The organism is Pseudomonas sp. FP2294 (assembly GCF_030687625.1).
Classification (GTDB): domain Bacteria; phylum Pseudomonadota; class Gammaproteobacteria; order Pseudomonadales; family Pseudomonadaceae; genus Aquipseudomonas; species Aquipseudomonas shahriarae.
The window spans coordinates 5,506,289-5,520,403 of sequence record NZ_CP117441.1; the positions used below are offsets into that span (position 1 = coordinate 5,506,289).

Annotated in this window: 13 protein-coding genes; 9 read left to right on the top strand and 4 right to left on the bottom strand. The window is 61.9% G+C overall.

Going from position 1 to position 14,115, the window contains the following annotated elements:
• Positions 1-20 precede the first annotated feature (20 nt).
• Positions 21-1,019, top strand: coding sequence for a hydrolase (locus PSH73_RS24900; protein WP_057960894.1), 999 nt, complete (start codon positions 21-23; stop codon positions 1,017-1,019).
• Positions 1,020-1,042: 23 nt separating this feature from the next.
• On the opposite strand, the gene PSH73_RS24905 is transcribed toward PSH73_RS24900, so the two are convergent.
• The gene (locus PSH73_RS24905; RefSeq protein WP_057440387.1) at positions 1,043-1,897 is read right to left on the bottom strand and encodes a sulfurtransferase; all 855 of its coding nucleotides are present in this window, start codon (positions 1,895-1,897) and stop codon (positions 1,043-1,045) included.
• 33 nt (positions 1,898-1,930) lie between these two features.
• Positions 1,931-2,602 (bottom strand): TetR/AcrR family transcriptional regulator, encoded by a 672-nt coding sequence (locus tag PSH73_RS24910; RefSeq protein WP_029300622.1) that lies wholly within the window; start codon positions 2,600-2,602, stop codon positions 1,931-1,933.
• A gap of 146 nt (positions 2,603-2,748) precedes the next feature.
• Between PSH73_RS24910 and PSH73_RS24915 the strand changes: the two genes are divergently transcribed.
• From PSH73_RS24915 to PSH73_RS24935, 5 genes are all read left to right on the top strand, one after another.
• Complete coding sequence (locus tag PSH73_RS24915) at positions 2,749-4,176, top strand: coniferyl aldehyde dehydrogenase (RefSeq protein ID WP_057960895.1); 1,428 nt, start codon at positions 2,749-2,751, stop codon at positions 4,174-4,176.
• A 28-nt stretch (positions 4,177-4,204) separates the two neighbouring features.
• Positions 4,205-4,750 carry a hypothetical protein gene (locus PSH73_RS24920; RefSeq protein ID WP_057960896.1) on the top strand — a complete coding sequence of 182 codons (546 nt, stop codon included), beginning with the start codon at positions 4,205-4,207 and terminating at the stop codon, positions 4,748-4,750.
• A 57-nt stretch (positions 4,751-4,807) separates the two neighbouring features.
• Positions 4,808-6,403, top strand: a complete 1,596-nt coding sequence (locus tag PSH73_RS24925) for a GMC family oxidoreductase (RefSeq protein WP_057960897.1) — start codon at positions 4,808-4,810, stop codon at positions 6,401-6,403.
• Between the two features lie 114 nt (positions 6,404-6,517).
• Entirely contained in the window at positions 6,518-6,997 is a 480-nt protein-coding gene (coaD, locus tag PSH73_RS24930) for a pantetheine-phosphate adenylyltransferase (protein ID WP_003176711.1), read from the top strand.
• Positions 6,998-7,100: 103 nt separating this feature from the next.
• The gene (locus tag PSH73_RS24935; RefSeq protein ID WP_003213796.1) at positions 7,101-7,352 is read left to right on the top strand and encodes a YfhL family 4Fe-4S dicluster ferredoxin; all 252 of its coding nucleotides are present in this window, start codon (positions 7,101-7,103) and stop codon (positions 7,350-7,352) included.
• A 122-nt stretch (positions 7,353-7,474) separates the two neighbouring features.
• Here PSH73_RS24935 and mutM read toward each other — a convergent pair whose 3' ends face one another.
• Together mutM and PSH73_RS24945 are read right to left on the bottom strand one after the other, a co-directional pair.
• Positions 7,475-8,287: a bifunctional DNA-formamidopyrimidine glycosylase/DNA-(apurinic or apyrimidinic site) lyase gene (gene mutM, locus PSH73_RS24940; RefSeq protein ID WP_057440389.1), complete on the bottom strand. Its 813-nt coding sequence runs from the start codon at positions 8,285-8,287 to the stop codon at positions 7,475-7,477.
• 21 nt (positions 8,288-8,308) lie between these two features.
• Positions 8,309-9,121 carry an HDOD domain-containing protein gene (locus PSH73_RS24945; RefSeq protein ID WP_305462739.1) on the bottom strand — a complete coding sequence of 271 codons (813 nt, stop codon included), beginning with the start codon at positions 9,119-9,121 and terminating at the stop codon, positions 8,309-8,311.
• A 279-nt stretch (positions 9,122-9,400) separates the two neighbouring features.
• Here PSH73_RS24945 and PSH73_RS24950 point away from each other — a divergent pair, with 279 nt between their 5' ends.
• The 3 genes from PSH73_RS24950 to ilvD all read left to right on the top strand — a co-directional run bounded on the left by PSH73_RS24950 (position 9,401) and on the right by ilvD (position 14,054).
• Positions 9,401-10,597, top strand: coding sequence for a class I SAM-dependent rRNA methyltransferase (locus PSH73_RS24950; RefSeq protein ID WP_057440391.1), 1,197 nt, complete (start codon positions 9,401-9,403; stop codon positions 10,595-10,597).
• 186 nt (positions 10,598-10,783) lie between these two features.
• Entirely contained in the window at positions 10,784-11,983 is a 1,200-nt protein-coding gene (locus tag PSH73_RS24955; protein ID WP_057960899.1) for an MFS transporter, read from the top strand.
• A 229-nt stretch (positions 11,984-12,212) separates the two neighbouring features.
• Positions 12,213-14,054: a dihydroxy-acid dehydratase gene (ilvD, locus tag PSH73_RS24960; protein WP_057440393.1), complete on the top strand. Its 1,842-nt coding sequence runs from the start codon at positions 12,213-12,215 to the stop codon at positions 14,052-14,054.
• Positions 14,055-14,115: the final 61 nt, after the last annotated feature.

Genomic DNA, 14,115 nt, shown 5'->3' on the forward strand with positions numbered 1-14,115 from the left:
CAGTGTCGAGACCACCCATCGTGCCGCAACCCTCCCACCGCTTCACCCCCGCCTTCGGCCTCGGCAACCCTCACCTGCAAACGTTGTGGGGCCCGCTCTGGCGCCCCACCACCCACCTCGAACGCCAACGCGAGCGCCTATGGCTGGAGGATGGCGACTTCCTCGACCTCGACTGGCACGGCCCCCACGACCCGCATGCGCCCCTGGTACTGGTGCTGCATGGGCTGACCGGCTCGTCCAATTCGCCCTACGTCGCCGGCCTGCAAAAAGCCCTGGCCAGTCAGGGCTGGGCCAGTGTCGCGTTGAATTGGCGTGGTTGTTCCGGCGAACCCAACCTGCTGGCCCGCAGTTATCACTCCGGGGCCAGTGAAGACCTGGCGGCCGCCATCGCGCACCTGCGGGCCAAGCGCCCATTGGCGCCGCTGTATGCCGTGGGTTACTCCCTGGGCGGCAATGTGTTGCTCAAGCACTTGGGCGAAACCGGCGACAACTCCGGCCTGCAAGGCGCGGCCGCGGTGTCGGTACCATTTCGCCTGGACCAGTGCGCCGACCGTATCGGCCTGGGCTTTTCACGGGTCTATCAGAAGCACTTCATGCGCGAGATGCTCGGCTATATCCGGGTCAAGCAGCGCCAATTCCTACAGGATGGTCGCGAAGAAGCACTGAAAACCCTGGCCGAGCTGGGCTCCCTGGAAAAGATGCGCACGTTCTGGGATTTCGATGGGCGCGTCACTGCGCCATTGCATGGCTACCTGAGTGCCGAGGACTATTACCGGCGGGCGTCGAGCCGTTACTTCCTCGGGGCGATTCGCACACCGACGCTGATCATCCAGGCGGCAGATGATCCTTTTGTGTTTGCCCACAGCCTGCCCCAGGCCAGTGAACTGTCGGACTGCATCGAGTTTGAATTGCAGGCCAAGGGCGGTCACGTGGGGTTTGTCGATGGTTCGCTGAAACAGCCCGGGTACTACCTGGAGCGGCGGATCCCGCAATGGCTGCTGTCTCAACTCGATAAATAATGTGGCTGGCTTGCCTGGTGAAATCAGTCGCCAGTAGCAATTGCCCGCTGCGGATCATTGATCCACTCACTCCACGACCCCGCATACAACTTGCCCAACGGATACCCCGCCAGGCTCAGGGCAAACAGGTTGTGACACGCCGTCACGCCCGAGCCGCAATACGCCACCAACTCATTCGGCGAACGACCTTGCAGCTTGTCGGCAAACCGCTGCTTGAGCTGCTCCACCGGCAAGAAGCGCCCGTCACTGCCCAGGTTCTCGCTGAACGCCGCACATTGCGCGCCGGGAATATGCCCGGCAATCGGGTCGATGGGTTCCACCTCACCGCGAAAGCGCGGCAAGGCCCGGGCGTCGATCAGTGTCAGGCCCGGCTGGCCCAGGCGTTTTTGCAGGTGCTCTGCGTCCAGTAGCAGGTCGTAGTCGGCAGTGCCAGCAAAGGTCCCCGGCTCGGTGCCCGGCGCATCCAGGCTCAAAGGGAAACCGGCGCTGTGCCAGGCCTTCAGGCCACCATCGAGGATCGACACCCCGTCGCGCTTGCCCAACCAGGCCAGCAGCCACCAGGCACGGGCGGCATATGCGCCAGGACCATCGTCATACAGCACGATTTCGCTGTCGGCATGGATGCCCCAGGCCCGCAACTGCTGGACCAGCGCCTCGGGTGCCGGCAGCGGATGGCGTCCAGTCACGCCTTTAGTCACCGGCCCGCTGAGGTGGCGTTCCAGATCGGCATACTGTGCCCCCTCGATATGCCCTTCGGCATAGCTGCAACGCCCGTAATCCGGATCTTCCAGGGCAAACCGGCAATCGAGGATGACTAAGCCTGCGTGCTGCTGGCGCTCGGCCAGTTGTTGCGGGCTGATCAGTTGTGCAAGCGGCATAACGGACTCCTGGAAATACGTTCGGGAAAGGGCCTACTTCACTTCTTCCAGTGCCTGACTTAACGGCACGTAAAATTCCTTGAACAACGCGTCCACGGCTTCTTTGGCCTGTGGCGTGATAAACCCCGCCTCCAGCACCAGCACCTGGTACACCCCGCGCTTGATCGCCTCGGCGCTCAGGTGTGCGGAGTTCTCGTTGGTGGTGCACAAAAAGCGCACCCAGGAGGTGAGGATAATCCAGGCATTGAGGGTCAGGGCTTCGGTCTGCACCGGGTCCATGTTCAGGATCCCGGCCTCGACAAACCCCCGGTAAATCGCGCCGCCCTGAATCAGGCAGCGCTGGGAGAAACGCCGGTAGCCGGTGGCCAGCTCCGGGTCGCTCTCCAGCAGATGCTCAAGGTCACGGTGCAAAAAACGGTAGCGCCACATGCCGGCCAGTACCGCCTGCAGGTAGAAACGCTTGTCTTCGACCACCATGGCGCGCCCCTGGGGCGGGCGCAGGAAGCTGTCCACCAGGGCTTCATACTCGCGAAACAGCACCGCGATAATCGCCTGCTTGTTCGGGAAGTGGTAGTACAGGTTGCCCGGGGATATTTCCATATGGGCGGCAATATGGTTGGTGCTGATGCTGCGCTCGCCCTGCTGGTTGAACAACTCCAGGCTGGTTTGCACGATGCGTTCGCTGGTCTTTACTCGTGGTGCCATGGGGTATCGGCTTCTTGAATCCTGATGCAAACATCTTACGGTCTATCCTTGCCAGGATAAAACTGCATGTTACTGCGAAGGCATTTGACAAATTAGAGCAATGACTCTAAAACCCAGGTACTCCAATAATATTCGGGAACTGCGCCATGTCTGCCAATGTTGCCTACCTGCAAGATTCCCAGGCGCTGGACCAGCTCCAGGACCTGTTCGCTGCCCAGCGCCGCGCCTACGCGGCCAACCCGATGCCGCCAGCGGCGCAGCGCCAGCAGTGGCTCAAGGCATTGCGTGACCTGCTCAGCGATGAGCGCCAGGCGCTGATCGAGGCCATCAGCAACGATTTCAGCCATCGCAGCGCCGATGAAACCCTATTCGCCGAACTGATGCCCAGCCTGCACGGCATTCACTACGCCAGCAAACACCTCAAAGGCTGGATGAAACCATCGCGCCGCGCTGTAGGTATAGCCTTCCAGCCGGCATCTGCCAAAGTGATCTATCAGCCCCTGGGCGTTATCGGGGTGATCGTGCCCTGGAACTACCCGCTGTACCTGGCCATAGGGCCGTTGGTCGGCGCGCTGGCGGCGGGTAACCGGGTGATGCTCAAGCTCAGCGAATCCACCCCCGCCACCGGCCAACTGCTCAAGACCCTGCTGGCGCAAATTTTCCCCGACGACCTGGTGTGCGTGGTGCTCGGCGAAGCCGAAGTGGGCATGGCGTTCTCCAAGCTGCCGTTCGATCACCTGCTGTTCACCGGGGCCACCAGCATCGGCAAGCATGTGATGCGCGCCGCCGCCGAGCACCTGACCCCAGTCACCCTGGAGCTGGGCGGCAAATCCCCAGCCATTGTCTCGGCCGATGTACCACTCAAAGACGCCGCCGAACGGATCGCATTCGGCAAGGCGCTGAATGCCGGGCAAACCTGTGTGGCGCCGGACTACGTGCTGGTTCCCGAAGACCGGGTGGACGGTTTCGTCGAGGCCTACACCCAGGCGGTACGCGGGTTTTATCCGACCCTGGCCGACAACCCGGACTACACCGCAATCATCAACGAGCGACAACTCGCCCGGCTCAATGCCTACATCAAGGACGCCACCGACAAGGGCGCGACCCTGTTGCCGCTCTACGACCAGGGCCAGGCCCGGCGCATGGCCCATAGCCTGCTGCTGAATGTCAGCGATGAGATGACCGTGATGCAGGACGAGATTTTCGGCCCGGTGCTGCCCATCGTGCCCTATCGCGGCATCGACCAGGCCTTTGCCTACATCAACCAGCGCCCGCGCCCGCTGGCGTTGTATTACTTCGGCTACAACAAGGCCGAACAGAATCGCGTACTCCACGAAACCCATTCCGGCGGCGTGTGCCTGAACGACACCCTGCTGCATGTGGCCCAGGACGATATGCCGTTTGGCGGCATCGGCCCGTCGGGTATGGGCCACTACCATGGCCATGAGGGTTTTCTCACCTTCAGCAAGGCCAAGGGGGTGCTGATCAAGCAGCGCCTGAATGCGGCCAAGCTGATTTACCCGCCGTATGGCAAAGCCATCCAGAAACTGATCCAGAAGCTGTTCGTGCGCTAAAACCGTTACCACCGGGACAACAATAAAAATGAACCCTAGCCTGACTGAATCACCCGCGCTGTCGCGGCGCGGCGTCTTGAAAATCGGCCTGTGCGCCAGCGCCTTCCTGGCCACCGCCGGCCTTGGCGCCAGCCTCAGCGGCTGCTCCAGCAGTACCCCCGCCAGCGGCTTTGCCATGTTGCGCAACAGCGACCTGCCGTTTTTGCGCGCAGTGATCCCGGTGTTGCTCGAAGGCGCGGCCAGCGCCGAGGTGGTGGCGGCAGGCATTGAAGACACCCTGAAAAAACTCGATTACAGCCTGCAGCACCTGTCACCGGAGATGTTCAAGCTGACCCAGCAGTTGTTCGACGTACTGGGCATGGCCGTCACCCGTGGCCCGCTGACCGGCATCTGGGGCAGTTGGGAAAACGCCAGCAGCGAGCAGATCCGCAACTTCCTGCATCGCTGGGAAAACAGCTTCCTCAACCTGCTGCGCATGGGCCAGGGCTCGCTGCTCAAGCTGGTGATCATGGCCTGGTACTTCCGGCCCGAGTCCTGGGCCCATTGCGGGTACCCCGGGCCACCGAGGATCTAGCCTGGGTAACCCACGTTGATAGCCACTCCGTAGCCATAACAATAAGAGAACAAGCTGATGCCCGTACCTGATGTGTTCCGCGATGGCATGGCCCGCGGCTGGAAGACCCATAACGGCGCCGCCCTCGACCAGGACCTGGTGCTGGAGGCCGATGTCGCGATCATCGGCAGCGGCGCAGGCGGTGGCACCACCGCAGAAATCCTCAGCGCCGCTGGCTACAAAGTGCTGTTGATCGAAGAAGGCCCGCTCAAGACCAGCAGCGATTTCAAGCTGCTGGAAGACGAGGCCTACGCCAGCCTGTATCAGGAAGGCATCGGGCGCATGAGCAAGGACGGCGCCATCACCATCCTGCAGGGCCGCGCCGTGGGCGGCACCACGCTGATCAACTGGACCTCGAGCTTTCGCACGCCCGACCCGACCCTGGCTCACTGGGCCAGCGAGTACGCGGTCAAGGGCCACAGCAGCGCCGAGATGGCGCCGTGGTTTGAAAAGATGGAGCAGCGCCTGGGCATCGCACCCTGGGCCCTGCCGCCCAACCCCAACAACGATGTGATCCGCAAAGGCTGCGAAAAGCTCGGCTACAGCTGGCATGTGATCCCGCGCAACGTGCGCGGCTGCTTCAACCTGGGCTATTGCGGCATGGGCTGCCCGGTCAACGCCAAGCAATCAATGCTGGTGACCACCATTCCCTCGACCCTGGAGCAAGGCGGCGAATTGCTCTACCTGGCCCGCGCCGAGCGCTTGAAGTTCAGTGGCGATACCATCACCAGCCTCGAATGCGTGGCCATGGACTCCCGTTGCGTCGCGCCCACCGGCCGCAAGATCACGGTCAAAGCCAAGCATTACGTGCTGGCCGGCGGCGGCATCAACAGCCCCGCGCTGTTGATGCGCTCGGACGCACCCGACCCGCATTCGCGCCTGGGCAAGCGCACCTTCCTGCATCTGGTGAATTTTTCCGCGGGGCTGTTCGATGAGGTGATCAACCCGTTCTACGGCGCGCCGCAGTCGATCTACTCCGACCACTTCCAATGGCAGGACGGCACCACCGGTAAAATGTCCTACAAGCTCGAAGCGCCACCCTTGCACCCGGCGCTGGCCAGCACGTTGTTCGGGGGGTATGGCACGCAAAACGCCCTGGACATGAGCCAGTTGCCCAAGACCCACGCGATGCTGGCGCTGCTGCGGGACGGCTTCCACCCCGACAGCCAGGGCGGCAGCGTCGGCCTGCGCGGCGATGGCACGCCGGTGCTCGACTATGAGGTCTCGCCCTACGCCTGGGACGGCCTGCGCCGGGCGTTTCATAGCATGGCCGAGATCCAGTTCGCCGCCGGCGCCAAGTCGGTCAAGCCACTGCACCACGATGCGCGCTACGTCAGCACACTGGCCGAGGCCCGCAGCCTGATCGACGGCCTGAACCTGGAGCTGCATCGCACCTGCCTGGGCAGCGCCCATGTGATGGGCGGTTGCGCCATGGGCGAAGAGCCGAAAAATGCCGTGGCCGACAGCCTTGGCCGGCATCACCAACTGCGCAACCTGTCGATCCACGATGGCTCGCTGTTCCCCACCAGTATCGGCGCCAACCCCCAGCTTTCGGTGTACGGCCTGACCGCGCAACTGGCGACGGCGCTGGCCGAACGTCTGAAAACAGCATGAAAAAACCAGGTATTCGCGGTGTCTATAGTGCTTTCTTCTGAATAAGTTGACTTGGCCGACCGGGATGGCTGCGATACCATCCGGTTCCCCAACGGACTCCGCCAGGACGACGCGATGAACCGAGTGTTGTACCCAGGTACCTTCGACCCGATTACCAAAGGCCATGGCGATCTGGTCGAACGCGCCTCGCGCTTGTTCGACCATGTGATCATCGCGGTCGCGGCCAGCCCCAAGAAAAACCCGCTGTTTCCCCTGGAACAGCGCGTGGAGTTGGCCCGTGAGGTCACCAAGCACCTGCCTAACGTGGAAGTGGTGGGCTTTTCGACGCTGCTGGCACACTTCGCCAAGGAGCAGAACGCCAATGTATTCCTGCGCGGGCTGCGGGCGGTGTCGGACTTCGAGTATGAATTCCAGCTGGCCAATATGAACCGCCAACTGGCGCCGGACGTTGAGAGCCTGTTTCTTACGCCGTCGGAACGTTATTCGTTCATTTCTTCGACCCTGGTCCGGGAAATCGCGGCATTGGGCGGGGATATCACCAAGTTTGTGCACCCTGCGGTCGCCGATGCGCTGACGCTGCGCTTCAAGAAGTAAGACCGCTCGACCGGCGCCCGCTCGCACTGCGGGCGCCAATGCGGCACAATTGCGCGCATTAGTTTTTCAGATGCCTTGGCAGAGCGCCCTGGCAGGAGTTTCCATGTCCCTGATCATCACCGACGATTGCATCAACTGCGACGTCTGCGAACCCGAGTGCCCGAACGCTGCCATTTCCCAGGGTGAAGAGATCTACGTGATCGACCCCAACCTGTGCACCCAGTGTGTCGGCCACTACGACGAACCCCAGTGCCAGCAAGTGTGCCCGGTCGATTGCATCCCCCTGGATGAGGCACACCCTGAGACTGAAGAGCAGTTGATGGAGAAGTACCGGTTGATTACCGGCAAGGCCTGAGACCTTGTGGTGGCTGGGCGGGCCTCATCGCAGGCAAGCCAGCTCCCACACTTGAAGGTATTCACAAAGCAAAATGTGGGAGCGGGCTTGCCCGCGATGACGGCAACCGCCGTCACACACAATCAGCTCTGGCACTTGGGGCAAAACACACTCGCCCGCTGCCCCAACATCACATTGCGCAATTCGCTCCCGCAGACCTTGCACGCCTCGCCACCCCGGCCGTAGACGAACAGTTCCTGCTGGAAATACCCCGGCTGCCCATCGCCACCGATAAAGTCGCGCAATGTCGTACCGCCGCGCTCGATGGCGGCCGCGAGGATGCGTTTGATCTCGATCGCCAGCTTCAGGTAACGCCCACGGGAAATGCCCTTGGCCTCCCGGCGCGGGTCGATCCCGGCGGCAAACAGCGCCTCGGTCGCGTAGATATTGCCCACTCCCACCACCACCGCGTTGTCCATGATGAACGGCTTGACCGCCATCGAGCGCCCACGGGACAGCTGGAACAGGCGCTCGCCATCAAACAGGTCGGTCAACGGCTCCGGTCCCAGGCGCAGCAGCAGTTCGTGGTTGTGCGGGTCCTGGCTCCAGAGCATCGCGCCAAAGCGCCGGGGGTCGGTGTAGCGCAGGGCCAGGCCCGACTCCAGTTCGATGTCCACATGCTCATGCTTGGCTGCCGGTAGACCGACTTCCACCAGGCGCAAATTGCCCGACATGCCCAAGTGGCTGATCAAGGTGCCGACTTCGGCGTTGATCAGCAGGTACTTGGCCCGCCGCTCCACCAGCACGATGCGCTGCCCGGACAGGCGCACATCCAGGTCTTCGGGGATCGGCCAGCGCAGGCGCCGTTCACGCACCACCACGCGGCTGACCCGCTGGCCTTCCAGGTGCGGCGCAATTCCGCGCCGGGTGGTTTCGACTTCTGGCAGCTCAGGCATATTCGTCTCGCGATAGAAAGGTTAGTGCGCGCCCAAGTCGCGGATCGACAACTTCAGGTTCTCGAAGTCGTAGTCCGACAGGCCCACGTAATCCAGCACCAGGTGGCCGATGCTGTCCCATTCATGGTCCACCGTCTGGTTGCCCAGTACCCGATAGGACGCGCAGATATGCTCGGCCATCTTCAGGATCGCCAGCAGGTTTTTCAGCGGGCTGTTACGCGCCGACTCATCGCTGAAAATCGCCAGGGCATTGTGGTGGTTGGCGATGGCGTTGGTCACATGCTCCGGCAGGCGCCAGGACTTGGCGGTGTAATAGCCCACCACCGCATGGTTGGTGTGGAACGCGCTGTTCTCGGTGTCGACCACCCGACAATCGGGCCCCGCCTTGGCGTAGGAATCTTCCAGCACGCTCATGTAGTCCGGGAAACGCTTGAGCATCAGCGGCACGCCACAATCGTGGAACAGCCCCAGGGCATAGGCTTCGTCTACCGCCTGGGAGCCGGTGCGCTTGGCCAGGGTCAGGCAGGTCATCGCCACGTCCTGGGCGGTGTCCCAGAACCGGTTGAGGGTGACGATGGTGTCATCGCTCATCTCGCCCTTGATCGACTGGGCGTTGATCAGGTTGACGATCGAGCGGCTGCCCAACAGGTTCACCGCGCGCTGGATCGAGGCAATTTTGTTGCTCAGGCCGTAATACGGCGAGTTGACGATTTTCAGCAACGAGCCGGAGAGGCCCGGGTCCTGGGAGATCAGCCGCGCAATCACCTCCAGGTCCGGATCGGGCATGTACTGCTCCATCTGCAAATCCACCATGATTTGCGGTTGGGGCGGCACGCTGATGCCTTGCAGGGCCTGTTGGATCTGTTCGGCGGAAAGCTCTTGGGACATAGGTACATACTCTGGACTAGGCGCGAATTCTAACCTCTAAGCAAAGCTGACCGACACCTCAAAAACCCGAACCGAACCCCGATCCAATATGGGAGCTGGCTTGCCTGCGATTGCATCGCCGCCGTACGTCAGATACACCGCGCCGTCTGCATCGCAGGCAAGCCAGCGCCCACATGAACGGGCGCGCAAAGGGTATACTCCCGCTCTTTTTTCCGGAGCGACGTCATGTCCCTGCCAAGCCTGCGTCTCAAAGCCAACGCCGATCGTCGTTTGCGCAACGGCCACCTGTGGGTCTACAGCAACGAAATCGACGTGGCCGCCACCCCACTCCACGGCTTCCAGGCAGGCGACCAGGCCATCCTCGAAGCGGCCGGTGGCAAGACCCTGGGCATCGTGGCCATGAGCCCGAACAACCTGATCTGCGCGCGCCTGCTGTCGCGCGATATCAAGTTGCCGCTGGACAAGTCGCTGCTGGTGCACCGCATCAACGTCGCCCTGTCCCTGCGCGACCGCCTGTTCGACAAGCCGTTCTACCGCCTGGTCTACGGCGACTCCGACCTGCTGCCGGGCCTGGTGGTCGACCGTTTCGGCGATATCCTGGTGGTGCAGATCGCTTCGGCGACCATGGAAGCCCATAAAGAAGACGTGATCGCCGCGCTGACCCAAGTGCTCAAGCCCAGCGGCATCCTGTTCAAGAACGATTCCGCCGCGCGCGACGCCGAAGGCCTCAACCGCTACGTCGAAACCGTGTTCGGCCTGGTCCCTGAATGGGTTGCCCTGGAAGAAAACGGCGTGCAATTCGAAGCCCCGGTGATCCAGGGCCAGAAGACCGGTTGGTTCTACGACCACCGCATGAACCGTGCACGCCTGGCCCCGTATGCCAAAGGCAAGCGCGTTCTCGATCTGTACAGCTACATCGGCGGCTGGGGCGTGCAAGCTGCCGCGTTTGGCGCCAGTGAAGTGTTCTGCGTCGATGCCTCGGCCTTTGCTCTGGATGGCGTAGAACGCAACGCCGCGCTGAACGGCGTTGCCGAGAAGATGACCTGCATCGAAGGCGACGTGTTTGAAGCGTTGAAAGAATTGAAAGCCAGCGAAGAGCGCTTCGACGTGATCGTCGCCGACCCACCGGCCTTCATCAAACGCAAAAAAGACATGAAAAACGGCGAAGGCGCTTACCGCCGCCTCAATGAGCAAGCCATGCGCCTGCTCAGCAAGGACGGCATCCTGGTCAGCGCCTCGTGCTCCATGCACCTGCCGGAAGACGACCTGCAAAACATCCTGCTGACCAGCGCCCGCCACCTGGACCGCAATATCCAGATGCTGGAGCGTGGTGGCCAGGGCCCGGACCACCCGGTGCACCCGGCGATTGCCGAGACGCGCTACATCAAGAGCATTACGTGCCGGTTGTTGCCCAATAGCTAAGTAACATGCAGATCAAAGGTGGGAGTGGGCTTGCCAGCTCCCACCTTTTTTGTGCAGTGTCAGAAAGATTTTTCCTACCGTCGCAAGCCGCGCGCACCCCAGGAAATTTCCTTCAAAGGTTTTGATTGAATTCCACTTTTTGCAGACTAGTATCGGTTTCTGGCTTCACTGCGGAAAACAAAAACAATGTCTGACTCCACCTGCTCGCCCGTCCTCGATGGCCCAGCCAAACGCCAGTATCTTTCCCGCTTCATCCTCATCACCTGCATTGCCCTGATCAGCTTCTTCCCGATCAATATCCTGCTGCCTTCATTTCCGGCCCTCGCCGCCAGGTTCGACACGCCCAGCGCCAATGTCGCGCTGTCCATCAGCCTGTTTACCCTGGTTTTTTCGGTCTCCCAACTGATCGCCGGCCCACTCTCGGATAAATGGGGGCGCAAGGAAGTCCTGCTTGGCTGCATCACACTGTCGATCCTGGGGGCGATAGGCTGCACGCTGGCATCGGACTACCTGACCTTCCTGCTGTTTCGCAGCGTGCAGGCCATGGGCTGTGGCTTCTTCGTGCTGGGCCACGCCCTGGTGGAAGACCTGTTCGAGGAGCAGGACCGGGCTCGCGTGCGCCTGTATTACATGACCCTGAGCGGCTCGTTCGTCGCCCTTTCGCCGCTGATCGGCTCCTGGCTGCAAACCACCTTTGACTGGCAAGGCAGCTTCTACGGGTTCGCAGTGATGGCATTGGCCATGTTGATCCATGCGCTGTGCATCCTGCCGTCCAAGTCCGCCAGCCCCCATCGCGCACCGGTGTCGATCATCGCCACCTTGAAAGCCGTGGCCGGCAACCGGGACTTCCTGCGCTACTGGTGGATCGCCGCACTGGTGTTCGCCTGCTACTTCGCCTTGATCAGTGTCACCCCCCTGATGTTCATGGATGGGCTGAAACTCTCCGAATACCAGTACGCCCTGGTGCTGATGGTCTACGGCGTGGCCTATCTGCTGGGCGGCGTGGTGGCCTCGTTTCTGCAAAAACGCATCTCGCTGTCCCGGCAAATCAATATCGGCCTGGGGTTACTGCTGGTGGCCGGTGTGCTACTGATGCTGATCGTCAGCCTTGACGCCATCACCACCATAACCCTGCTGATCCCGATGCTGATCAGCGCCCTGGCCGTGACCCTGGTGCGCCCGGCGGCGATTTCGGCGGCGATGCTGTTGTTCTCAAGCAGCGCGGGCACGGCCGCCTCGGCGGGCAACAGCATCATGTTCCTCACGGCCGCGATCAGCAGCGCCGCCCTTGCGCAAACCGGAACGCATTTGCTGATGACCATTGCCGCAAGCTTCATCGCCTTCAGCCTCTGGGGCTGGCTGACAAATACGAGGGTCGGGCGATAAAGCCCCGGGACATGCTTCTCGCCATTCCCTCCCGACGCCAGCGGTGTAGAATCGACCCTATTCATCGCCAGTCATCCCCCGGCGGGTTTATGAGCTCGAGGCCCAAGCAAGCGGCGATCCCGCGACGCGAGTGGCAACTTCCGGACACACGGCCATTTTTCGGGTGTTCCAGTCGTCAATTAGAAGCTCACTCCCCTTTAGTACTTGATTAGCCGCCCGGAGTGCTCCAATGCCAGATTACCGCTCGAAAACATCCACCCATGGCCGCAACATGGCCGGCGCCCGCGCACTGTGGCGTGCCACGGGGATGAAAGATGACGACTTCAAGAAGCCGATCATCGCGATTGCCAACTCGTTCACCCAATTCGTACCGGGCCACGTCCACCTCAAGGACCTGGGCCAACTGGTCGCCCGCGAGATCGAACGTGCTGGCGGCGTAGCAAAAGAATTCAACACCATCGCCGTGGATGACGGCATCGCCATGGGCCATGACGGCATGCTGTATTCCCTGCCGAGCCGCGAGATCATCGCCGACTCCGTGGAATACATGGTCAACGCCCACTGCGCCGACGCCATCGTCTGCATCTCCAACTGCGACAAGATCACCCCTGGCATGCTGATGGCCGCCCTGCGCCTGAACATCCCGGTGATTTTCGTCTCTGGCGGCCCGATGGAAGCCGGCAAGACCAAGCTCGCCTCCCACGGCCTGGACCTGGTTGACGCCATGGTCATCGCCGCCGATTCCAGCGCTTCTGACGAGAAGGTCGCGGAATACGAGCGCAGCGCCTGCCCGACCTGCGGTTCGTGCTCCGGCATGTTCACCGCCAACTCGATGAACTGCCTGGTGGAAGCCCTGGGCCTGGCCTTGCCGGGCAACGGTTCGACCCTGGCCACCCACAGCGACCGCGAGCAGTTGTTCTTGCAGGCCGGCCGTACCATCGTCGAGCTGTGCAAGCGTTACTACACCGAGAACGATGAGTCGGTATTGCCGCGCAATATCGCCAACTTCAAGGCGTTCGAAAACGCCATGACCCTGGATATCGCCATGGGCGGTTCCACCAACACCATCCTGCACTTGCTGGCCGCAGCGCAAGAAGCCGAGATCGACTTCGACCTGCGCGACATCGACCGCCTGTCCCGCCACGTGCCGCAGTTGTGCAAGGTCGCGCCGAACATCCAGAAGTACCACATGGAAGACGTGCACCGCGCCGGCGGGATCTTCTCGATCTTAGGCTCCCTGGCCCGTGGCGGCCTGTTGCACACCGACCTGCCGACCGTGCACAGCAAATCCCTGGCCGAGGGCATCGCCAAGTGGGACATCACCCTGACTGACGACGAAGCCGTGCACACCTTCTTCAAGGCAGGCCCGGCTGGCATCCCGACGCAAACTGCTTTCAGCCAGTCGACCCGTTGGGACACCCTGGACGACGACCGTGAAAATGGCTGCATCCGCAGTGTCGAACACGCCTACTCCAAAGAAGGCGGCCTGGCTGTGCTGTACGGCAACATCGCCCTCGACGGCTGCGTGGTGAAGACCGCTGGCGTGGATGAGTCGATCCATGTGTTCGAAGGTCGCGCCAAGATCTACGAAAGTCAGGACAGCTCGGTACGCGGCATCCTCGCCGACGAAGTGAAAGAAGGCGACATCGTAATCATCCGCTACGAAGGCCCGAAAGGCGGCCCGGGTATGCAGGAAATGCTCTACCCGACCTCGTACCTGAAGTCCAAGGGCCTGGGCAAAGCCTGTGCGCTGCTGACCGACGGGCGCTTCTCCGGCGGTACTTCGGGCCTGTCCATCGGCCACGCTTCGCCAGAAGCCGCTGCCGGTGGCGCGATTGGCCTGGTGCAGGATGGCGACAAGGTGCTGATCGACATTCCGAACCGCTCGATCAACCTGTTGATCAGCGATGAAGAACTGGCGGCACGCCGGGTCGAGCAGGACAAGAAAGGCTGGAAGCCGGTGGAGAAGCGTCCGCGCAAAGTCACCACCGCCCTGAAGGCTTACGCCCTGCTGGCCACCAGTGCCGACAAGGGTGCAGTGCGTAACAAGGCCATGCTCGACGGCCTGTAAGCCCCGCCCATAAAAATGCCCCGCCAAGTGCGGGGCATTTTTTTGCGCCGAAGAAATCGCG